This is a genomic window from Synechococcus sp. Minos11, assembly GCF_014279855.1.
Taxonomy (GTDB): Bacteria; Cyanobacteriota; Cyanobacteriia; order PCC-6307; family Cyanobiaceae; genus RCC307.
This window is the reverse complement of record NZ_CP047953.1, coordinates 85,291-106,223: the sequence shown is the minus strand read 5'-3', so window position 1 is coordinate 106,223 and position 20,933 is coordinate 85,291. Positions and strand designations below refer to the sequence as shown.

22 protein-coding genes and 1 tRNA gene are annotated in these 20,933 nt (G+C 61.0%); 9 read left to right on the top strand and 14 right to left on the bottom strand.

Features of this window, described 5'->3' with window-relative positions:
- Positions 1 to 3: 3 nt before the first annotated feature.
- Positions 4 to 1,050 (bottom strand): rod shape-determining protein, encoded by a 1,047-nt coding sequence (locus tag SynMINOS11_RS00545; protein WP_043737577.1) that lies wholly within the window; start codon positions 1,048 to 1,050, stop codon positions 4 to 6.
- 154 nt (positions 1,051 to 1,204) lie between these two features.
- On the opposite strand from SynMINOS11_RS00545, the gene SynMINOS11_RS00540 reads away from it, so the two are divergent.
- The gene (locus SynMINOS11_RS00540; RefSeq protein WP_011934526.1) at positions 1,205 to 1,579 is read left to right on the top strand and encodes a single-stranded DNA-binding protein; all 375 of its coding nucleotides are present in this window, start codon (positions 1,205 to 1,207) and stop codon (positions 1,577 to 1,579) included.
- A gap of 2 nt (positions 1,580 to 1,581) precedes the next feature.
- On the opposite strand, the gene SynMINOS11_RS00535 is transcribed toward SynMINOS11_RS00540, so the two are convergent.
- Positions 1,582 to 2,241: a DedA family protein gene (locus SynMINOS11_RS00535; protein WP_011934525.1), complete on the bottom strand. Its 660-nt coding sequence runs from the start codon at positions 2,239 to 2,241 to the stop codon at positions 1,582 to 1,584.
- A 50-nt stretch (positions 2,242 to 2,291) separates the two neighbouring features.
- Positions 2,292 to 3,728, bottom strand: a complete 1,437-nt coding sequence (gene ahcY / locus SynMINOS11_RS00530; RefSeq protein WP_186549102.1) for an adenosylhomocysteinase — start codon at positions 3,726 to 3,728, stop codon at positions 2,292 to 2,294.
- 71 nt (positions 3,729 to 3,799) lie between these two features.
- Here ahcY and tsaE point away from each other — a divergent pair, with 71 nt between their 5' ends.
- Complete coding sequence (tsaE, locus tag SynMINOS11_RS00525) at positions 3,800 to 4,243, top strand: tRNA (adenosine(37)-N6)-threonylcarbamoyltransferase complex ATPase subunit type 1 TsaE (protein WP_186549100.1); 444 nt, start codon at positions 3,800 to 3,802, stop codon at positions 4,241 to 4,243.
- Here tsaE and SynMINOS11_RS00520 read toward each other — a convergent pair.
- Positions 4,218 to 5,189, bottom strand: a complete 972-nt coding sequence (locus SynMINOS11_RS00520) for a carbohydrate kinase family protein (protein WP_186549098.1) — start codon at positions 5,187 to 5,189, stop codon at positions 4,218 to 4,220. The genes tsaE and SynMINOS11_RS00520 overlap by 26 nt on opposite strands.
- Positions 5,189 to 6,292, bottom strand: a complete 1,104-nt coding sequence (gene mutY, locus SynMINOS11_RS00515) for an A/G-specific adenine glycosylase (protein ID WP_186549096.1) — start codon at positions 6,290 to 6,292, stop codon at positions 5,189 to 5,191. The genes SynMINOS11_RS00520 and mutY overlap by 1 nt, the downstream gene beginning before the upstream one ends.
- Before the next feature lie 20 nt (positions 6,293 to 6,312).
- Here mutY and SynMINOS11_RS00510 point away from each other — a divergent pair, with 20 nt between their 5' ends.
- Positions 6,313 to 7,206 carry a DMT family transporter gene (locus SynMINOS11_RS00510; protein WP_186549094.1) on the top strand — a complete coding sequence of 298 codons (894 nt, stop codon included), beginning with the start codon at positions 6,313 to 6,315 and terminating at the stop codon, positions 7,204 to 7,206.
- Here the strand turns inward: SynMINOS11_RS00510 and SynMINOS11_RS00505 are convergent.
- The gene (locus tag SynMINOS11_RS00505; protein ID WP_011934516.1) at positions 7,172 to 8,146 is read right to left on the bottom strand and encodes an RpoD/SigA family RNA polymerase sigma factor; all 975 of its coding nucleotides are present in this window, start codon (positions 8,144 to 8,146) and stop codon (positions 7,172 to 7,174) included. The genes SynMINOS11_RS00510 and SynMINOS11_RS00505 overlap by 35 nt on opposite strands.
- A gap of 79 nt (positions 8,147 to 8,225) precedes the next feature.
- Positions 8,226 to 9,608: a magnesium transporter gene (gene mgtE / locus SynMINOS11_RS00500; protein WP_186549092.1), complete on the bottom strand. Its 1,383-nt coding sequence runs from the start codon at positions 9,606 to 9,608 to the stop codon at positions 8,226 to 8,228.
- Between the two features lie 71 nt (positions 9,609 to 9,679).
- On the opposite strand from mgtE, the gene SynMINOS11_RS00495 reads away from it, so the two are divergent.
- Positions 9,680 to 10,150, top strand: a complete 471-nt coding sequence (locus SynMINOS11_RS00495; RefSeq protein WP_186549090.1) for a glutathione peroxidase — start codon at positions 9,680 to 9,682, stop codon at positions 10,148 to 10,150.
- Here SynMINOS11_RS00495 and SynMINOS11_RS00490 read toward each other — a convergent pair.
- Genes SynMINOS11_RS00490 through gyrB form a run of 4 tightly spaced genes read right to left on the bottom strand, consistent with a single transcriptional unit; the run spans position 10,119 to position 13,233 of the window.
- Complete coding sequence (locus SynMINOS11_RS00490) at positions 10,119 to 10,532, bottom strand: fluoride efflux transporter FluC (RefSeq protein WP_186549088.1); 414 nt, start codon at positions 10,530 to 10,532, stop codon at positions 10,119 to 10,121. The genes SynMINOS11_RS00495 and SynMINOS11_RS00490 overlap by 32 nt on opposite strands.
- Positions 10,525 to 10,947: a fluoride efflux transporter FluC gene (locus SynMINOS11_RS00485; RefSeq protein WP_186549086.1), complete on the bottom strand. Its 423-nt coding sequence runs from the start codon at positions 10,945 to 10,947 to the stop codon at positions 10,525 to 10,527. Before SynMINOS11_RS00485 ends, SynMINOS11_RS00490 begins: the two co-directional genes overlap by 8 nt.
- Positions 10,940 to 11,260: an SH3 domain-containing protein gene (locus tag SynMINOS11_RS00480; protein WP_186549084.1), complete on the bottom strand. Its 321-nt coding sequence runs from the start codon at positions 11,258 to 11,260 to the stop codon at positions 10,940 to 10,942. The genes SynMINOS11_RS00485 and SynMINOS11_RS00480 overlap by 8 nt, the downstream gene beginning before the upstream one ends.
- Complete coding sequence (gene gyrB, locus SynMINOS11_RS00475; RefSeq protein ID WP_186549082.1) at positions 11,260 to 13,233, bottom strand: DNA topoisomerase (ATP-hydrolyzing) subunit B; 1,974 nt, start codon at positions 13,231 to 13,233, stop codon at positions 11,260 to 11,262. The genes SynMINOS11_RS00480 and gyrB overlap by 1 nt, the downstream gene beginning before the upstream one ends.
- A 131-nt stretch (positions 13,234 to 13,364) precedes the next feature.
- On the opposite strand from gyrB, the gene miaA reads away from it, so the two are divergent.
- Positions 13,365 to 14,255 (top strand): tRNA (adenosine(37)-N6)-dimethylallyltransferase MiaA, encoded by an 891-nt coding sequence (miaA, locus tag SynMINOS11_RS00470; RefSeq protein WP_186549080.1) that lies wholly within the window; start codon positions 13,365 to 13,367, stop codon positions 14,253 to 14,255.
- A 47-nt stretch (positions 14,256 to 14,302) separates the two neighbouring features.
- Positions 14,303 to 14,950: a translation initiation factor IF-3 gene (gene infC, locus SynMINOS11_RS00465; RefSeq protein ID WP_011934508.1), complete on the top strand. Its 648-nt coding sequence runs from the start codon at positions 14,303 to 14,305 to the stop codon at positions 14,948 to 14,950.
- Here the strand turns inward: infC and SynMINOS11_RS00460 are convergent.
- The gene (locus SynMINOS11_RS00460) at positions 14,947 to 15,675 is read right to left on the bottom strand and encodes a dienelactone hydrolase family protein (protein WP_255445427.1); all 729 of its coding nucleotides are present in this window, start codon (positions 15,673 to 15,675) and stop codon (positions 14,947 to 14,949) included. The genes infC and SynMINOS11_RS00460 overlap by 4 nt on opposite strands.
- Before the next feature lie 91 nt (positions 15,676 to 15,766).
- On the opposite strand from SynMINOS11_RS00460, the gene SynMINOS11_RS00455 reads away from it, so the two are divergent.
- Together SynMINOS11_RS00455 and cysE are read left to right on the top strand one after the other, a co-directional pair.
- Positions 15,767 to 16,774, top strand: a complete 1,008-nt coding sequence (locus tag SynMINOS11_RS00455; RefSeq protein WP_043736386.1) for a GntR family transcriptional regulator — start codon at positions 15,767 to 15,769, stop codon at positions 16,772 to 16,774.
- A gap of 2 nt (positions 16,775 to 16,776) precedes the next feature.
- The gene (gene cysE / locus SynMINOS11_RS00450; protein WP_186549078.1) at positions 16,777 to 17,478 is read left to right on the top strand and encodes a serine O-acetyltransferase; all 702 of its coding nucleotides are present in this window, start codon (positions 16,777 to 16,779) and stop codon (positions 17,476 to 17,478) included.
- Between the two features lie 7 nt (positions 17,479 to 17,485).
- Here the strand turns inward: cysE and secA are convergent, their stop codons facing one another.
- Positions 17,486 to 20,326, bottom strand: a complete 2,841-nt coding sequence (gene secA / locus SynMINOS11_RS00445; protein WP_186549076.1) for a preprotein translocase subunit SecA — start codon at positions 20,324 to 20,326, stop codon at positions 17,486 to 17,488.
- Positions 20,327 to 20,382: 56 nt separating this feature from the next.
- Here secA and SynMINOS11_RS00440 point away from each other — a divergent pair, with 56 nt between their 5' ends.
- Entirely contained in the window at positions 20,383 to 20,844 is a 462-nt protein-coding gene (locus tag SynMINOS11_RS00440) for a GNAT family N-acetyltransferase (RefSeq protein WP_186549075.1), read from the top strand.
- Here the strand turns inward: SynMINOS11_RS00440 and SynMINOS11_RS00435 are convergent.
- Positions 20,836 to 20,907, bottom strand: a tRNA-Gly gene (locus SynMINOS11_RS00435). The two genes, SynMINOS11_RS00440 and SynMINOS11_RS00435, sit on opposite strands and share 9 nt — an antisense overlap.
- Positions 20,908 to 20,933: the final 26 nt, after the last annotated feature.

Below are 20,933 nucleotides of genomic sequence, written 5' to 3'. Positions count from 1 at the left end.
GGCTTAGTTGGCCAAACGGCTGAACTCGGAGGCATCCAGCACGCGACCGAGGCGCTTGAAGTCCTCCAGCACACGGCCGCAGCCATTCACCACACACAGCAGCGGGTCTTCCGCCACGTGGGTGAGGATCCCGGTTTCATTGCTCACCAGATCGCTGATGCCGCGCACCAGCGCGCCGCCGCCGGCCAGCATGATGCCGCGATCAACAATGTCAGCAGCCAGTTCAGGGGGAGTGCGCTCCAAGGTGCGCTTCACCGCCTCAACGATCACGTTGAGCGGCTCGATCATGGCTTCGCGGATATCGCCAGCGCGCACGTTGATGGTGCGGGGCAAACCAGAGAGCAGGTGCAGACCACGCACATCCATGGCGGTCTGATCGAACTCATCGTCGGGGAAGGCCGAGCCGATGCGGATCTTGATCTCTTCCGCGGTGCGCTCACCCACCACCAGGTTGTGGACCTTTTTCAGGTAGCTGGTGATCGAGTCACTGAGTTCATCACCGGCGACGCGCACCGATTCAGAGATCACAGTGCCTTGGAGGCTGAGCACAGCCACCTCGGTGGTGCCACCGCCGATGTCAACAATCATCGAGCCAACGGGTTCGGTCACCGGCAGACCGGCACCGATAGCAGCAGCCACCGGTTCATCAATCAAATGCACTTCCCGGGCGCCGCCCAAACCGGCTTCGCGCACAGCACGGCGCTCCACACCGGTGACGCCACTGGGGATGCCGATCACCAAGCGGGGGGCCACCATGCCGCGGCCTTCATTCCCCTTCTGGATGAAGTACTTGATCATCTGCTCAGCAGCGTCGAAGTCAGCGATGACGCCATCACGCAGGGGACGCACTGCGCGGATGTTTCCCGGCGTACGGCCGAGCATCAACTTGGCTTCTTCGCCAACCGCCAAAGGAACGCCTTTGTCGAGGTCGATGGCAACCACCGACGGTTCACGCAACACGATCCCCTTGCCTGTGGCATAGATCAGGGTGTTGGCGGTGCCCAGGTCAATCCCGATATCGCGGGAAAGCTGAAAACGACGCCAAAACATGAGATGTCAAGCCATTAAGCCGGCGAATCATAGATGTGATTTTCAATGCTGTTTGGGTACTGACATGCAACAACCGGACGCAGCGGTGGAACCACTGGGGATAGGCGCCCCTACCAGGTGGCGCATCATTGATCCATCGACAAAGGAGAGACCCATGGGCGTCAATTCCGTCACCCTCGTTGGCCGCGCTGGCCGCGACCCCGAGGTGCGTTACTTCGAATCCGGCAGCGTTGTTGCCAACCTGACCATGGCCGTCAACCGCCGCAGCCGCGACGACGAGCCCGACTGGTTCAACCTGGAGATCTGGGGCAAGCAAGCCCAAGTGGCTGCTGACTACGTCAAAAAAGGTTCCCTGCTGGGAATCATCGGCTCACTGAAATTGGATCGTTGGACCGACCGGGCCAGTGGCGAGGAGCGCTCCAAGCCAGTGGTTCGCGTTGATCGGCTCGAACTGCTCGGCTCCAGGCGCGATAGCGAGCAGAACGCCAACTTCGGCGGCGGCGCAAGCGACGACGACGTGCCGTTCTGAGCTCAATCGGCGGTGTGGCGGCGACGCCAAATGCGCAAGCCCAGCCACACCGCCACCGCCACGGCGGCCACCACCAGGCCCACTTTGATGACCTTGGAGACTGGCTCGATCCAGACCTCAACGTTGCTGTAGCCCTCACCGAGGGCAAAGCCAGCCAAGGTGAGTAACAACGTCCAAATCAAGCTTCCGGCCGTTGTCCACAGCAGAAACGGAACAAACGGCATCAACTCAATTCCCGCGGGCACGGAGATCAACGTGCGAATCCCGGGCAGCAAGCGACCCCAGAACACCAGCAAGGTGCCGTAACGGCTGAACCATTTGCGGCTGCGCACCAAATCAGCAGGGCTGATGCCAATCCAACGGCCATGGCGCTCAAGCCAGTGCTCAATGCGCTCTTCATTGATCAATCTGCCGATGCCATACCAAGGCAGGGTGCCGATCACCGTGCCGATCAAGCCCGCCAACACCACAGGGATGAAGCTCAGCTGACCCTGCTGCACATAAAACCCCCCCAGAGGCATGATCAGCTCTGAGGGGATGGGCGGAAACAGGTTTTCCAGAAACATGGCCGCCCCGATGGCGGTGTAACCCAACCACTGATTGGCTTCAACGGCCTGACCGATGAGCTCCGGTAGTTGGGTGACCAGCTCAGTGAGCCCCATGGAGCCTGCGCGATGTGAAACCGCGCAAGTCTTCCATGGGTTTAGCCCAATCAGTAGCGGTAGTGATCCACCTTGTAAGGGCCTTCCACCGGCACATTGATGTAGGCGGCCTGCTCGCTGGTCAGTTCGGTGAGCTTGGCGCCGATCTTGTCGAGGTGGAGGCGAGCCACCATCTCATCGAGGTGCTTGGGCAGCACATACACCTTGTTCTCGTACTGATCCCGCTTGGTGAACAGCTCAATTTGAGCCAGGGTCTGGTTGGTGAAGGAGTTGCTCATCACGAAGCTGGGGTGGCCGGTGGCGCAGCCCAGATTCACCAGACGACCCTCGGCCAGAAGGATGATCTTGTTGCCGCTAGGCAGGGTGATGTGGTCCACCTGCGGCTTGATGTTGTCCCACTCGTACTGCTTGAGGGAAGCCACATCGATCTCGTTGTCGAAGTGGCCGATGTTGCAAACGATGGCCTCATCCTTCATGCGCACCAGGTGCTCATGGCGAATCACCTGGAAGTTGCCAGTCGCCGTCACAAAGATGTCCATCTGATCGACCACGTCTTCGAGGCGAACAACGCGGAAGCCTTCCATGGCGGCCTGCAGAGCGCAGATCGGATCCACTTCAGCGATGCAAACGGTGGCCCCGAGGCCGCGCAAGGACTGGGCAGAACCCTTGCCCACATCGCCGTAGCCCATGACCAAGGCTTGCTTGCCAGCCACCATCACATCGGTGGCACGCTTGATGCTGTCGACCAAGGACTCACGGCAGCCGTAGAGGTTGTCGAACTTGCTCTTGGTGACCGAGTCGTTGACGTTGATGGCCGGGAAGGGCAGCTCACCGGTTTCCACCATTTGATAGAGACGGGCCACACCGGTGGTGGTTTCTTCCGTCACACCAAGGATGTTGGCCTTGATGCGGGAATAGAAGGTGGGATCAACGGCCAGACGGGCCTTGATGCTCTTAAAGAGAGCAATCTCCTCTTCATTGGAGGGGTTATCCAGCACCGAGATGTCTTGCTCGGCCTTGGAGCCCAGCATAATCAGGCCGGTGGCATCACCACCGTCATCCAAAATCATGTTGGGGGTGCCGCCATCGGACCACTCCATGATCCGGTGGGTGAAAGCCCAGTACTCATCTAGGGTCTCGCCCTTGTAAGCGAACACGGGGATGCCCCGCTCAGCAATGGCTGCCGCAGCGTGATCCTGGGTGGAGAAGATGTTGCAGGAGGCCCAACGCACATCAGCGCCCAGGGCCACCAGGGTCTCGATCAGAACAGCCGTCTGAATCGTCATGTGGAGGCTGCCGCAGATGCGCGCACCCTTGAGGGGCTGCTGGGCGCCGTACTTGTTGCGCAGCTCCACCAGACCGGGCATCTCGGTCTCGGCGATGGCAATTTCCTTGCGGCCAAAGGCGGCCTGAGCGATATCGGCGATTACATAAGTGTCTGTTGCTTGCAGGCCAGCAAACGACAGAGCTTCAGGTGCAGCGACCATGGAAAGAATGGGTAAGGGATTCTCTGCGGAGTCGCCGAGGCTTCGGGCTCGCGTCGGAGGAATCTACAGAGATGGATCTTTTTCTCGCTGACGCCGGTCAAACCCATGCCCGCGGCATCGCCTTAGCCCGCGAGCTGCCCAAAGGCTCGGTGCTGCTGCTCAGCGGTGAACTGGGTGCTGGCAAAACCTCTTTAGTGCAGGGGCTGGCCGCAGGCCTTGGCATCACAGAAGCAGTGACCAGCCCCACCTTTGCTTTGGCCCAGCACTACAGCCGGCCAGATGCACCCCAGCAGCCGGTGTTGGTGCACCTGGATCTCTACAGGCTCGAGCTGACCGAAGCCGCTGATGAGCTCTTCGCCCAGGAGGAGGAACTGGCCGCTGAAAGCGGAGCCTTGCTGGCGGTGGAATGGCCGCAACGGCTGAGCTTCACCCCTTCCCAGGCTTGGCAGCTGCAACTGCTCTATTTCGATGGCGGCCGCCAGCTGACGATCAGCCCGCCGGCTGCTGCTCAATAAACGCCAACACCGCTGCCTCGGCGGGCTGAGGATCAATGGCGCCAGCGCCTCGACACACCAGAGCGCCGCAGGCACTGGCGAATTGCAAAGCCTGTTTGACCCGATCGGGATCAGAACCAGCCAAGAGAGCCGGCTCTTTCACCAAGCGATGCAGCAAGCCAGCCAAAAACGCATCGCCGGCACCCGTGGTGTCGACAACGGGCACCCGGTAAGCGGGCAAAGCACCAGAGGCTGCCCCCATCGACCAACTCACCCCTTTGCCGCCATCGGTGACCACCACCGCAGGGCGTTGGGGCAACGCAGCGGCCACCGCTTGGGGGTCACGGCTGGAAAACAGGCCCTCGGCCTCCTCGGCAGCCAACTTGAGCAAATCGGCTTGCTGCAGCAGCGGCTGCATCTGCTGCTGGATCTCAGCGGTGGGTTCAGCATCTGCGGCCAAAGCCCAGAACGTGGGCCTCCAGTTCACATCCAGCACCAAGCGCCCGCCGCCAGCGCGATGCCGGCTGATGGCCTGCTCCAGAGCCAGCGCTGAGGCGGAAGTGGCCAAAGGAATGGTGCCGCAAGCCAGCCAGCCACTTCCAAGCCCAGCTGGCAGCTGATCGGCGGCCAAGGCTGTATCGGCAAAGCCTGCCCCAAGATCGCCATCAAAGCCGCCAAAACAGCGATCACCGCTGGCATCACGCTCGACCAACACCACCCGGCTCGGGCGCTGCTCATCCCACTGCAGACCGCTGGTATCCAGGCCCCGCTGCTCAAAGAGTTCTGCAAAAGCTGCACCGATGGGATCACGCCCCAGGCGTCCAACAAAGCCTGCGGCAGTTCCCAACCGAGCCAAAGCGCAGGCCCCATTGGCGGGCGCACCACCGAGACAATCGCGGCCAGGATCATCGCCCCAGGGGAGCAGACGATCGATCAAGGCCTCACCGAGGCAGAACACCTGGGCCATCAGGCCACCTTGCTGCTCTCCTCAGAGTGGCCAAAGCGCTGCAGTAAGGCAGCAATGATGCGCGCATTGGCGGCTGGGAACGGGAAGGCAGCCAAGCCCGTGGGGTGGACCCAACGCACCTGCTGACTGGCCAAAGGTTGCGGCTCGCCGCTGATCCAGCGGCAGAGGAAGACCTCAAAACGCAAGCGTTTGTGGCTGTAGGCGTGATCAAGGCTGATCAGGGGCTCCGTCACCTCCACCTCGATCGCCAACTCTTCCTGCAGTTCACGAACCACCGTGGCCTCAATGGCCTCACCGGGTTCCTGCTTGCCGCCAGGAAATTCCCAGAGGCCGCCCAAGAGACCTTCATTGAGGCGCTGATCAATCAAGACCTCGCCGGCTTCATTGAGCACCACACCCACACCAATGACCTGCAAGGGCAGCGGCTTGGGCGACTCCTTCACGGGGAATTGTTCGGGGGAGCCGGCAGCGTAAGCAGCGCAGTGGGATTGCCAGGGGCAGCGGGGGCAGTCCGGCTGGCGGGGGGTGCACAGCGTGGCCCCCAAATCCATCAGAGCCTGGTTGAAATCACGGGGCCTTTGCCGATCCAGCAGCTGCTCAGAAAGGCTCCAAAAGTGGGCGCTATGGCGAGCAGGCGGCTGCTCAAAGGCGGTCAGCCGCGCCAAGACGCGTTTGACATTGCCATCGAGGATCGCGAAGGGCCGATCAAAGGCTGAACTCAAAATGCTGCCGGCGGTGCTGCGGCCAATGCCGGGGAGCGCAAGCCAATCTTCAAGATCTTGGGGCCACAGCTGGCCTTGCAGTTGCTGCGCTGCCTGGTGCAAGCGCCGCGCCCGTGAGTAGTAGCCAAGGCCCTGCCAGAACAAGAGAACCTGCTGCTCATCAGCAGAGGCCAATGCATCAAGGGTTGGCAGCGCCTGCATCCAGCGCTGCCAATAGGGCAGCGCCACCTGCAGCTGGGTTTGCTGCAGCATCACCTCGGCAATCCAAATGCCATAAGGATCCGGCTGAGCGGAAGCAATCGCCTGCTTCCAAGGAATGTCGTGACGGCCATGCTCGTCCCACCAGGCGAGCAACAGGGCGCAAAGTGGGCCGGTAGGCATCAGCAAGCAACAAAGAGCGCATGGCACCCGGGAAGCTCCCGCCAGCTCAGGTGATGGTGGCGAGCGCCTTCAGCTTCAGCCTGATGAGCCTGTGCGTCAAACAGCTGGGAGGCCGCATCCCCGTTGCTGAGGTGGTGTTCATCCGGGCGTTGATCAGCTTGGGGCTCAGTTGGTGGGTGATCCAACGCCAGGGCGTGAGCCCCTGGGGCAATCGGCGGCCCATGCTGGTTTGGCGCGGGGTGGTGGGCACCCTGGCGCTGTTCTGCTTCTACGGCGCCATCAGCCAGTTGCCCTTGGCTGCCGCCACGGTGCTGCAATACCTCTACCCAACCTTCACTGCGGCCTTGGCGTGGGGTGCTTTGGGGGAGCGAGCAGGCAAACGGATCCTGCTGGCCATGGCGCTGGGCTGGCTTGGGGTGTTGCTCGTTGCCCAACCCGATTGGTTGGCGCAGCTCACAGGCGATAGCGCCATGGATCCCCTCCCCGCGGTCGCCGTCACGATCGGCATCACCGGTGCACTGCTCACCGCCTTGGCCTACGTCACTGTTAGGCACCTAGCCACTGACGAGCATCGCTCGGTGATCATTTTTTATTTCCCGCTGATGTCAGTGCCCATGGCGCTGCCCTTTGTGCTGGCCAATCCGGTGTGGCCGAACGCAGTGGACTGGGCCTGGCTGATCGGGGTTGGCCTCTTCACCCAATTGGGGCAAATTTTTCTCACTCAAGGGCTGGCGTCGATGCCGGCGGCACGGGCGACAGCCATTAACTACGTGCAGGTTGTGTTCGCTGCCCTTTGGGGACTGCTCTTTCTTGGCGAGAGCATCAACGAACTGATGGTGATGGGTGCTGTCTTGGTGCTGGGAGCCACCTTGATCAGCATCAAGCCACCACGTAGGCCTCAACCGCTTCACTAAGCCGGCGCAAACCAGCCAAGCCATCACGCTCCAGGTTGCGTACGCGATCGCGGCTCATGCCCAGCTCACGGCCAATGCCCGTGAGGCTCATCGGCTCTTCCACATCGATGCCGTAACGCATCTTCAACACGCGACCCTGCAGCGGAGGCAGCTGCTCAAGCAAAGAGCGCATGTCGCCCTTGAGGCAGTCGCCATCAACCAGCTCATGGGGCATGGGCGCGTCGTTCTGCAGCAATTCGCAGAGCTCGGTGTCGTCGCTATCGCCCACCTTCATCTCGAGGCTGACGGGCTGACGCGCACGGCTGAGCAGATCTTTCACCTCAGGCTCAGGAAGCTCAAGGAATTCGGCCAATTCACCCACCGTTGGCGTGCGGCCCAGCTCTTGGGACAGCTCACGCTGACCTTTCTTGAGCTTGTTGAGGGTTTCAGTGATGTGTATTGGCAGCCGGATCGTGCGGCTCTTTTCAGCGATGGCGCGGGTGATGCCCTGACGGATCCACCAATAGGCATAGGTGGAGAATTTGTAGCCGCGGGTGGGGTCGAACTTTTCGACGCCACGCACCAAACCGATCGTGCCCTCTTGAATCAAATCCAAGAGCTCCATGTTCCGCTTGGTGTATTTCTTGGCGACGCTCACCACCAGGCGCAGGTTGGCTGCCACCATCCGCTCTTTGGCCCGTCGGCCGTTGATCAGCCGGCGGCGTAACACAGCCGGCGAAATCCCAAAGCTGGAGGCCAGCTCTTCGCGACTGGGCTCATGGCCCTGACGCATCTTGAATTCAGCTTCGGCCTCTTCCAAGCGAACGAGTTCCTGAACCTGTCGGCCCAAGGTGATTTCCTGTTCGTGGCTGAGCAGCGGGACGCGGCCGATATCGCGTAAATAGGAGCGAACCAGGTCCCCATCGACGGGGGGACGCTGGTCGACGGCGGTGGTAGCCATGACCAGTTCGATAAAGATATGTAAACCGTAGCATTAAGAAGCGTAAATTCGCTCTCAGAAAACTCTGGTCTCTGGGGTCTCACGAGGCCGATGAGAACCGTTCCAGCAGGATCATCGCGGTACGCAAATAGATGAAAACGCCGGCCACGTCTGTGGCTGTGGCAATAAAAGGAGCCGACATCAAGGCTGGATCCAAGCCCAGACGGTTAAACAACAAGGGCAAGGCGGCACCAGCTGTGGCAGCCAGGGTGGTGATGCCCACCAGGGAAATGCCCGCGGCCCAAGCCACCAACCAGTTGCCGCCGCTGACATAGGCCGCCCAAGGAATCACCACCAGCATCAGCAGGAATCCCAGCAAGGCCCCAGCCACCGCCTCTCGCCAAATCGCCCGCCAGCTGCCGAGGCTTTGCAGCCTCTGGGTGCTGAGGCCACGAATGATCACCGTTGAGCTTTGCGCGCCCACATTGCCGCCGGTGCCAATCAGTAGCGGAATAAAGGCCGCCAACACCACCACCTGTTTCAGCACACCATCCATCGAGGCAATCACCGCTGCGGTGCCGCTGTTGGCCAGCAGCAACACCACGAGCCACACCACCCTGCGGCGAGCCACAGTGAACAAATTGCTCTTGAAGTAATCGTCCTCATCACCGGCCTGCACAGCGCCAGCGGCATAGAGGTCACGGGTGGCCTCCTGCTCGATCACATCGATGACGTCATCGACGGTGACGATGCCCACCAATCGGTCTTCGCTATCGACCACGGGCAACGCCAAAAAGTCGTAGCGCTGGATGAGCCGCGCCACCTCCTCTTGATCGGTGCCGGTTTGAACCCGCACCACATCACGGGTCATCACCTCACCGACGGTGGCCTGGAGATCGGAGACCACCAACTGCCGCAACGACAGGATGCCGGTCAGGCGGCGAGCCGCATCGGTGACATAGAGGGTGTAAACGGTTTCAGTCGCGCTGGCCTGACGGCGCACGATCTCCAGGGCCTGGGCTGCGGTGGTGAATTCCTTGAGGCCAATGAACTCGGTCGTCATCAGACGACCGGCCGTTTCACTTTCGTATCCGAGTAGCTCAGCGGTCACCCGGCGCTCATCGGGGCTGAGCTGCTGCAACAGATTGCGCACCACCTTGGCGGGCAGCTCATCAAAGAGACGCACCCGATCATCCGGGGACATCTCCTCCACCAATTCGAGCACCTCACTGGATCGCATGCGCTCCAGCAGCGATTGCTGCACAGCGGGTTCGAGGTACTCGTAGACCTCAATCGCCTCGTCTTTCGGCAGCAAGCGAAAGGCGATGGCTTGCTGCAACGTGGGCAGGTTGCTGATCGCTTCAGCGGCATCCACCGGTTGCTCCGGGTTGAGCAACTGCTTGACGGCGTCGTAATTGCCGGCGTCGATCAAACGCTGCAGATACTCGGTCAGCTCAGGAATCGCGGTCGCCGAATCGGACATTGGGCCGCAGCAAAGCACCCGAACTTTATGGAGCAGACCTAGGGTCGCGCAGCAGTTTTGCCGCAATCCCCATGGCCCTCAGCCTCAACGGCGTCAGCGTGACCTCAGCCGATGGATCCAGCCGTGATCTGGCCACCGACAACGGCAGCGTCCTGCTGATCGTGAATGTGGCCAGCCAGTGCGGGTTCACCAAGCAATACGCCGGACTGCAACAGCTCCACGAGCGCTACGGCAAGCAGGGCCTCAAAGTGATTGGCTTCCCTTGCAATGACTTCGGCGCCCAAGAGCCCGGCACGATCGAAGAGATCAAAACCTTCTGCTCCAGCAACTACGGCGTCAGCTTTGAGCTGATGAGCAAGGTGGGCTCTGACGCTGCCCCCTTCGACACCCTCACCCAGGCCGAGCCCGCTGGCCCGATCGCCTGGAATTTCGAGAAATTCCTGGTGGGCAAAGACGGAGGGGTGATCGCCCGCTTTAAAAGCGGCGTTGAGCCAGAGAGCAGTGAGCTGACTACGGCGATTGAGACGGCCTTGGCCGCCTAAGCAGCCGACCGAGCAAGACGCCGAGGGCTCCAAATCCCAATCCCAGGCCCAGGGTGATGCCAAGCAACCCTGCGGCCTGGAGCCACTGGCCAGCGGCCATCAACACCACGCAATCCACCATCCAGGCACTGAAGGTGGTGAGCGAACCGCAGAACCCTGTGCCCACCAGCAGCTGCCAGCGGGCATCAACGCCGCGGCCAACCAGCAGGCCCAAAATGAAAGCCCCAGCCACGTTGACGACGACGTTGTCGCCATCGCCGAAATAGACCCCAGCGGCTTGCCAGCGGATCAAGGCACCGGGTACAGCACCAATCGCTACCAGGATCAGCTCCAACAGGCGCCAATCCAAATTCGGGCTGTCCTGAGTTGGAGACTCAGCCATGGCTCAACCCCAGCTGATATCCCGCTGCTGCCGCCAGCAAACCAATCACCAGCGAGAACACCATCAAGCCCACAAACTGCAGGAACTGACGGCTCTGCAGGGTGTTGAGCAGCTCCACCACAAAGGTGGAAAAGGTGCTGAGGCTGCCGAAAAAACCAACACCCACGATCAGCATCAGCGGAGCTGTGCCATCAACACCGCTGCAGGCTTTGAGCTGCAACGTGTGCAATCCAGAAAAGAGCCCCAGAAAGAAGGCGGCCGACACATTCACAAAGAAGGTGCCCCAGTGCTTATGGGGCACCACAGGCTCAAAGTGATTCACCACCCGCAGGCGCAACCAGGCCCCTGGCACGGCGCCTAAAGCCACCAAAATCGCCTCCCAATAAAAAGGAGCTGGGGCGACAACCTCAGACATTGATCCAGCCGCGTTTATGCACCTGACCAACGCCTAAGCCCGAGCCAGTCAGCACCTGCACATAGGCCCAGCGGCGGCCATCCGAGCTGTTCCAATGGCGCAGCACCGTCATGGGTGTCTCTCGGCCAAGGGTGAGCAGCGAAGGCGCTTTTGAGGCCGGGCTGCTCTTGAGCTGATCGCGCCCGCCGGAGAGCAAAGGACCACTGGAGCCGCGGCGCCGGGGATCGGGATGCCGCAGATCAGCACCACCGGCCGGCAACGCCACCGGAGCCATCAAGGCCAAGCCCAACACCCAGGCCCAACGCAAGACCATCAGATGTCGAGGTCAGCCAGGTTGAGCTCAGCGCTGTGGGTTTCGATGAACTCGCGGCGTGGTGCCACCTTGTCGCCCATCAAGATCGTGAAAATGCGATCGGCTTGAGCAGCATCTTCAATCTCAACCCGCTTCATCGTGCGCGTTGTGGGATCCATCGTGGTTTCCCACAATTGCTGCGGCATCATTTCACCCAAACCCTTAAATCGCTGGATCGTGTAATTCGCTTTTTCGCCGAAACCATCGAGCGTTGTTTTGAGATCTTGCTCGTTGTAGCAATAGGTGTGGTTCTTGCCCCGCTCAACTTTGTACAGCGGCGGACATGCAATATAGATGTAGCCACCCTCCACAAGTTCGCGTTGATAGCGGTAGAAGAAGGTGAGAATCAGCGTTCGGATGTGAGCGCCATCCACATCAGCATCGGTCATGATCACGACACGGTGATAGCGAAGATTGCTGACATCAAATTCTTCGCCCTTAATGCCCAAACCGAGAGCCGTAATCAGGGCCTGAATCTCAGTGTTTTTGTAGATCTTGGCGTCATCCGTCTTCTCAATGTTGAGAATCTTGCCCCGCAAGGGAAGAATCGCCTGATTGCGGCGATCGCGGCCCTGTTTGGCCGAGCCACCAGCAGAATCACCCTCAACGATGTAGATCTCCGATTCAGAGGGATCACGGGAGCTGCAATCGGCGAGCTTGCCGGGAAGGGTTGAGCTCTCCAGCACGCTCTTGCGGCGCACCAATTCGCGGGCGCGGCGGGCTGCCTCGGCAGCATTGAAGGCCTGAATCGCCTTCTCCAGGATCAGATCAATGACCTGGGGATGAAACTCGAGATATTCACTGAGCGCCTCACCAACACAGGTGTCGACGATGCCGCGCACCTCGGTGTTACCAAGCTTGGTTTTGGTTTGGCCTTCAAATTCTGGATCGGGAACCTTGACCGACAGCACCGCTGTCAGGCCCTCACGGATGTTTTCACCGGCCAGGTTCCCGTCGCTGTCTTTGCGCTTGCCGCGCTTGCGGGCAAAGGTGTTGAGGGTGCGGGTGAGAACGGTTTTAAGGCCTTCAATGTGAGTGCCGCCATCAACGGTGCGGATGTTGTTGGCAAAGCCAAGGATGCTGTCGGAATAGGCATCAACACACCACTGCAGTGCGGCTTCCACTTGAACGCCGTCTTTCTCAGAATTGACGTAAATGATGTCGGGATGAAGGGGATCCTTCTCTGCATTCATGTAGTTGACGTACTCACGAATGCCGCCTTCGTAGAAGTAGGTCTCTTCGTGGGGCTGGCCATCCTCGCCAGCAGCTTCGGGGCGCTCGTCGCGGAAGACGATCTTGACCCCACCATTGAGGTAGGCCAGCTCCCGCAAACGCCCCGACAGGGTGGCGTAATCAAAGCTGATCCCGCCCGTGAAAATCTCAATATCGGGCTTGAAGCAAACCGAGGTGCCGGTGCGGCCTTTATCGCCAACTTCCGAAGCCAAGCTGCCGATGGGAGCACCGCGCTCAAAGCGCTGACGGTGCACCTTGTCCTGACGGTGAACGGTGACCTCCACCCATTCACTCAGGGCATTGACCACAGAAACGCCAACGCCATGGAGGCCACCAGAAACCTTGTAACCGCCGGAGCCGAACTTGCCGCCGGCGTGCAACACGGTGAGCACGGTCTCCAGAGCGCTCTTGCCGGTGCGGGGGTGCACATCGGTGGGGATGCCGCGTCCGTTATCGGCCACGCTGCAGGACCCATCGGCCCTCAGGCAGACATCAATGGTGTTGCAATGCCCGGCCAGGGCTTCATCCACCGAGTTATCCACCACCTCGTAAACGAGATGGTGCAAACCGCGGGGCCCTGTACTGCCGATGTACATGCCCGGGCGTTTCCGCACCGGTTCAAGACCCTCCAGAACCTGGATCTGCTCGGCGCCGTAGGCGGCCTGAACCTGCGAGGACGAGGGACGGGTGGCTTCGCTCATGCTGATAACCGTCGGATAGCCCTGTGCAGAAGCAAAGGTCTGCCAGACACTTCCGATGACATCTCAGACTACCACCGGCTGCCATGGGCGGTCCTGGAGCTGTCTCCGGGTGAATTCAGGCAGGGGATGCAATGACCCCATTAATGATCCTGGTTTTGGGCCCAACCGCCAGCGGCAAGACCAGCCTTGGCATTGCCCTGGCCCAACAGCTCGATTGCCGGGTTCTCTCGATTGATTCGCGCCAGCTCTATGCGGGCATGGACATCGGCACGGCCAAACCCACGCGCGACGAGCAGCAGCAGGCCCGCCACGAGCTGTTGAACCTGAGCACGCCCGATCAGCCCATCAACCTGCAGCAGTTCTGCTCCCATGCCCAGCCGCTGATTGAGCAAGAGCAACAGCGGGGGCGGCCCGCGTTGCTGGTGGGCGGCAGCGGGCTGTATTTGCAAGCCTTGAGCCAAGGGCTGCAGCCCCCTGCCCTACCGCCGCAACCAGGTCTGCGTCAGCAACTGCAGCAACTGGGGCAGTCCTGTTGCCATCAGCTGCTGCGCCAGGCGGACCCTCACGCCGCAGCCAAGATCCAGCCCAATGATCCAGTCCGCACCCAGCGGGCCTTGGAGGTGCTCTACGGAACCGGTCAAACCATCTCCAGCCAACAGGGGCGCTGCCCGCCGGCCTGCCGGGTGCTGGAACTGGGGCTCAATCCCAGCGACCTCAAAGAGCGCATTGAGCAACGCACAGCTGCCCTCTATGCCAGGGGCCTAGTGGCCGAAACCGAAACGCTCAGCAGGCGCTACGGAGCTGATCTGCCCCTTCTGCAGACCATTGGTTACAGCGAAGCCCTGGCGGTACTCGCCGGCAAACTCAGCGAGTCCGAAGCACAAGCACTCACCAGCCGGCGCACCTGGCTGTTTGCCAAACGCCAACGCACCTGGTTCCGCAACCGCCATCAGCCCCTTTGGCTAAACCCGGAATCCGCACTTGAAGAAGCATTGGAAGCCATTGCAGCGGCCAGGTCTTAGGCTGAAGAGTCTCTCGTTCCTTGCTGAACGGCCCCCAACCCGACTGAATGGCTCCACGTCCTCGCTTTGATCGCCGCGCGCCGGTTCGGGAACTTCCCAATATCAACGATCGAATTAATTACCCCAAGCTGCGGGTCGTTGATGCCGATGGCACCCAGCTCGGTGTGATTTCCAGGGACGAAGCCCTTGATGTGGCTCGCGAGAGGGAACTGGATCTGGTGCTGGTGAGCGAAAAAGCTGATCCGCCCGTTTGCCGGATCATGGACTACGGCAAGTTCAAATTCGAGCAGGAAAAGAAAGCCAAAGAAGCCAAGAAAAAGTCGCACCAGACCGAAGTTAAAGAGGTCAAGATGCGCTACAAAATCGATGCCCACGACTACCAAGTGCGCATCGGGCAAGCGGTTCGTTTTCTCAAGGCCGGCGACAAGGTGAAGTGCACCGTGATCTTCCGCGGCCGGGAGATTCAGCACACCGCACTAGCTGAAAAGTTGCTGATGCGCATGGCCAAAGACCTCGAGGAATCGGCCGAAGTGCAGCAGCCCCCCAAGCGGGAAGGCCGCAACATGATCATGTTTCTGGGACCCCGCAAAACGCCGCTGCAAAAGGACAAGCCCGAGCAAGCCACCAAGGCTGAGCGCACGCTGCCGATTGCCAAGCCCCCAGGCAAAACAGCTGCCCCTGCCGCCGCGAACTAAACCTCGGCGATTTGCCCAAATAGCTCCAGCAGGCTTTGCCAACCCTGCTGGGCAGCTCCTGGCTGGAAATCAGAGCGCTGTGAACACATAAAGCCATGACCCGCAGCAGGGGCGATGCGGCACTGCAGGCGCTCAGCGGATGGATCAGCAGCTCGCAAGGCTGAGCCGATGGCCTGCTGTTCATCCGCTGGCATCAGCGGATCATCAGCCCCCAACCAAACGAGCAAGCGCCCAGGAATCTCTGCTGCCAGCTGCAGGGTGGGCGGACCGCCTCCAGGGGAGAAGGTCGACACTCGGGCGCCATAGAAGCTCACGGTGGCCTTGAGCTCAGGCCGCGCGGCCAGATGCCACGCCAAATGCCCCCCAAAGCAGAACCCCAAACCCGCCAGGGGCAGGTGAGCCAGCTCAGGCTCTTGCGCCAACCAGCTCATCACCGCATCCACATCGCTCTGGAAACCAGCTGCGGTGACCGCATCGCGGTGCTGTCGTCCTTCCGCCAAGCCGGCTGCGTCGTATCCCACATCCAGCGCAGGGGCTGTGCGCGCGAACAGGGGCATAACCAGCACCCCATGGCCAGCCGCCACTAGCCGGCTTGCCACATCACGCAACCAGCTGTTGATCCCAAATACCTCAGGCAACACGAGCACCAGGCTGCGGGGCTGCGGTGGACGCTCAAACCAACAGCGCAGCGGGACCTGGGAGCCAGAAATCGCTAACCAAGCCATGGCCAAGCCCACACAGAGGACACGCCAGGAATTGTCACGCGGGGCATGTGCCACTACGGTGGCACGGTCGATCTGCTGTCACACCCCAGGCGTGCGTTTTCATATCCAACAGGAGAGCGACATTCCCGCGTCGACCCAGCTCTACAACCAGATCTGTTTCGCGATCGCGGCGCGTCACTTTCCACCGGGTCACCGGCTGCCCAGCACCCGCCAACTGGCGATGCAAACGGGCCTGCACCGCAACACCATCAGCAAGGTCTACCGCCAGCTGGAAAACGATGGTGTGGTCGAGGCCATGGCCGGCTCAGGCATCTATGTGCGCGACCAGCAAAAACCCCGGGAAGTCAAAGCACCCAGCGGCCCGCGCCATCGCATCCGGCCGGACATTGATCAGGAAGTGCGCCGCAGCATCGATGGACTGCTCAATGCCGGCTGCACGCTGCAGCAGGCCCGTGAACTGCTCACCCGTGAAATCGACTGGCGCCTGCGCTGCGGTGCTCGCGTTTTAGTGAGCACCCCGCGCGAGGACCTGGGCGCCTCGCTGCTGATCGCCGAAGAACTCACCCCCAAACTTGAGGTGCCGGTGGAAGTGGTGCCCCTGGAAGAACTGGAAGCCGTGCTGGAGAGCTCCAACAACGGCACCGTCGTCACCAGCCGCTATTTCCTGCAGCCCGTTGAGGAGCTAGCCAAACAACACGGCGTGCGTGCTGTGGCTGTTGACCTCAACGACTTCCGCCACGAGCTGGCCATGCTCAAGGAATTGCGCGCCGGCAGTTGCGTTGGCCTGGTGAGCATCAGCCCGGGCATCCTGCGGGCCGCTGAGGTGATCCTGCACTCGATGCGAGGTCAGGAGCTGCTGGTGATGACCGCTTCACCGGATGTGGGCAGCCGCTTGCTGGCCCTCTGCCGCGCAGCCAGTCACGTGCTCTGCGACCGTCCCAGCTTGCCGCTGGTGGAGCAGACCTTGCGGCAAAATCGCTCGCAACTGATGCGTCTGCCGCAGGTGCACTGCGCCCAGAGTTATCTCGGGGCCAGCACGATCGACATGCTCTGCAAAGAGATCGGCCTCGATAGCAGCGCCAACGCCCCCAGCCCCTGAGGATGCTGCACAGCCTGCGCGCGGACATCGCCATCATTCGCGACCGCGATCCCGCTGCCCGGGGCGTGCTGGAGATCCTGCTCTGCTACCCAGGGCTGCATGCCCTTTGCTTGCACAGGCTGAGCCATCGCCTCTGGACTGAGGGCCTGCCGCTGATCCCTAGGTTGATGTCCCAGCTGGGACGACTGGTCACTGGGGTTGAAATCCATCCCGGGGCGCGCATTGGCCAAGGCGTGTTCATCGACCACGGCATGGGCGTGGTGATTGGCGAAACCGCCGTGGTAGGCAACCGCTGCTTGCTCTACCAAGGCGTCACCTTGGGCGGGACGGGTAAACAAAGCGGCCAACGCCACCCGGTGCTGGGCGAAAACGTGGTGGTGGGAGCAGGCGCCAAGGTGCTAGGCGGCATCTCCGTGGGAGCCAACACCCGCATCGGCGCTGGTTCGGTGCTGCTGCGCGATGTCGATGCCGACTGCACCGTGGTGGGCGTTCCAGGACGCGTCATTCACCAATCCGGCGTGCGCATCAACCCCTTGGCCCACTCCCAGCTGCCTGATGCAGAAGCCCAAGTGATCCGCAACCTGATGGAGCGGATCGACGCACTGGAAAACGCCCTAGCCCGAGGCGGTCAAGCTCCCGCCGCTCAGGCGCAAAGCCTGCGGGATCGGGAGATTCTTGAGTTCCTCGAAGGAAGCGGGATCTGAGCCAGGCTCAGACCACTGCTTCGTCTTCCTGTGCCGGCGCGGGCTGGGGCTGGAACATGAACATCGAATAGATCACGTTGCGGCGCACCTGGGTCATCATCTCCAGGAACATGTCGTAGCCCTCGTTCTTGTATTCGATCAGGGGATCTTTCTGGCCGTAGCCGCGCAGACCCACTGATTCCCTGAGGGCATCCATGCTCTGCAGGTGCTCGCGCCAGAGGCTGTCGATCTGCTGAAGAATGAAGAAGCGCTCAGCCTCCCGCATCAAGCCTGGCTTGAGCTGCTCAATCTCCGCCTCCTTGAGGTCGTAGGCGATGCGCAGCTGCTCATGCAGAAAGGCCTTGAGCTCCTCCATCGACAGACCAGCCAACTGCTGGGGCTCAAGGTCCTGCAGCAGGTAGACGAATTCCTTGACCTTGTTGGTCAGGTGGCTGAGATCCCATTCCTCCGGCGGTAGTTCCGGGTTGACGTAGGCCTCAACGATGTCGTCCATGGTGCGCTCGCCGTAGCCAAGCACCTGTTTCTTGAGATCACGGCCTTCCAACACGCGACGGCGTTCGACGTACACAGCGCGCCGTTGGTTGTTCATCACCTCGTCGTACTCGAAGACCTGCTTGCGCATGTCGTAGTAGTACGTCTCAACCTTTTTCTGGGCTCCCTCCAGTGAGCGGGTGAGCATGCCGGATTCAATTGGCATGTCTTCCTCCACCCGGAAGGCATTCATCAAGCCAGCCACGCGGTCACCACCAAAGATGCGCAGCAGGTTGTCTTCCAGCGACAGGAAGAAGCGGGTGCTGCCTGGGTCGCCTTGGCGGCCAGCACGACCCCGCAACTGGTTGTCAACGCGGCGCGATTCATGGCGCTCGGTACCGATCACATGCAGACCGCCGGTTTCACGAACACTGGCCTGCTCAGTGGAGATCACCGCGTCGTAGTCGGCGCGGATCTGCGCCAACACCTGACGCAATTGCATGATTCCCGCATCCTCACTGGGCGCTTTCTCAGCGGCGCTACTGATGCGATCTTCAAGCTCCAGCACCGTCAAGGTGCGATCACCCCACAGCTTCACGAGCTCACGGGCCACATCCGCCAAGGCCGCATCGGTGTCGGGAGAAAGCTCGCAGGGGTAAAGGCGTCCGAGCGCGCGGGCCTCGCTCGGGGGCTTAGCGGGCGCCGAGGTTGCAGCGGCAAAACCACTGCTGGCTTCCCGTTGCAATGGAACAGGCGGACGATGACCCTCTTCCGGACGCACCAGCCTGGGCAGCAGCGCTTCACGCACCTTGAGGCGCGCCATGTAGTCGGTGTTGCCACCGAGAATGATGTCAGTGCCGCGGCCCGCCATGTTGGTGGCGATGGTCACCGCCCCGGTGCGGCCAGCCTGGGCAACGATTTCTGCCTCCCGTTCAACGTTCTCAGGCTTGGCATTGAGCAGGTTGTGGGGGATGCCCTCTTCCTGCAGCAGCGCTGAGAGCACCTCACTTTTCTCAACACTGGTGGTGCCCACCAACACAGGACGGCCAGTGCGGTGCACCTCGGCGGTCTCTTGGGCGACGGCGCGCCACTTCCCCGTTTCCGTTTTGTAGACCTGATCCACCAGGTCCCGGCGGGCTCGGGTGCGGTTGGTGGGAACAACGGTGACTTCCAGCTTGTAGGTCTTCTCGAATTCCACCTCCTCGGTTTTGGCTGTGCCGGTCATGCCAGCTAGACGGGGATACAGAAGAAAGAAGTTTTGGTAGGTGATCGAAGCCAGGGTTTGGGTTTCTGGCTGGATCGGCATGCTCTCTTTGGCCTCCACCGCCTGGTGCAGGCCATCGCTCCAACGGCGACCCGGCATCACCCGACCGGTGAATTCATCGACGATCACCACCTCGTTGTCGCGGGTGATGTAGTTGACGTCTTTGATGAACAGCTCCTTGGCCTTCAGAGCGTTGGTGACGTAGTGGGCCCAGGGATCGGCTGCATTGAAGAGATCCTCCACGCCAAGAATGGATTCCGCCTTGGCATAACCCTCATCGGTGAGGATCACGCTGCGCTGTTTTTCATCAACTTCGTAATCGCCTTCTGGGTCGATGCCGTCTTTGCTCATCTCAGCAGCACGATCCAGTTGCAACGCCAACGCTGCAGCCTGGTTGTATTTCTCCTGGGGGCGTTCCACCTGACCGGAAATGATCAGCGGCGTCCTGGCTTCATCCACCAAGATGGAATCGACTTCGTCGATGACGCAGTACTGAAACTCGCGCTGCACCACCTCACTGATGTCGGTGGCCATGTTGTCGCGGAGGTAATCAAACCCCAGCTCACTGTTGGTGGCGTAGGTGACATCGCAGCCATAGTTCTGGCGGCGCTCTGCCGGACTCATGTCCTGCTGGATCAAGCCCACGCTTAATCCCAAGAAGCGATGAACCTGGCCCATCCATTCGGCATCACGCCGAGCCAGGTAGTCGTTCACCGTCACCACATGAACGCCGCGGCCGGTGAGGGCATTGAGGTACGACGGCAGGGTGGCCACCAGGGTCTTGCCTTCCCCGGTCTTCATCTCGGCGATTTGGCCGTCGTGCAGGACCATCCCGCCCAGCAGCTGCACATCGAAGTGGCGCATGCCAAGCACGCGCTTACCGGCCTCGCGCACGATCGCGAACGCCTCGGGCAATAACTGATCGAGTACGGGGCGCTGGCGCTCCAAGCTGCCGGCATTTTCAAGCTGCTGACGGAATTCCGAGGTGCGCCGGCGCAGGTCCTCATCCGAGAGGGGCGCGATGTCCTCCTCAAGCAAATTGATGTCGCTCACCAAGGGCTGGTAGCGCTTCAGCTTGCGGGCATTGGGATCACCCAGCAGCAGCTTGAGCATGGGACAGTGACAGAAGGGAGAACGAGGACTTGGAGAGGCCTTTGGAGGATGTTGCCATGAACGGCACAAGGCTTCTAATGCATGCGCCCGGTGCACCGGGGCTCCGGCTGCTGGGACTCGGGCCTGGACTGCGTCCCACCCGAGGCCTTTACAAGCTGCAGCGGCTGCTCAATCAACACGCGTTTTGGGCCCAGGGCCGCTCCATTTCCCAGCTGCGGAGGATGTTGGCCGGCAGTGCGGCGGTGGCCAGCCTCTGGCGCGGCAAACGCTTGGTGGGCTTTGCCAGGGCCAGCAGCGATGGCGCTTTCCGGGCTGTGCTCTGGGATGTGGTGATCCCAGAAGACGTCCAAGGGCGGGGCTTGGGGCGGCAACTGGTGGAGGCCCTGCTGCAACATCCCAGCCTGCAAGGGGTGGAGCGCATCTATTTGATGACCACCAATGGCGAAGGCTTCTACACCCAACTGGATTTCCGCCGCAGCAATGGGCAGACGCTGATGCTTAAAGAATCAAGCGGATGAAGAGATTCGAACTCTCGACCCTCTCCTTGGCAAGGAGATGCTCTACCACTGAGCTACATCCGCATTCGGAGCTTTTTCAAGCGCCGATC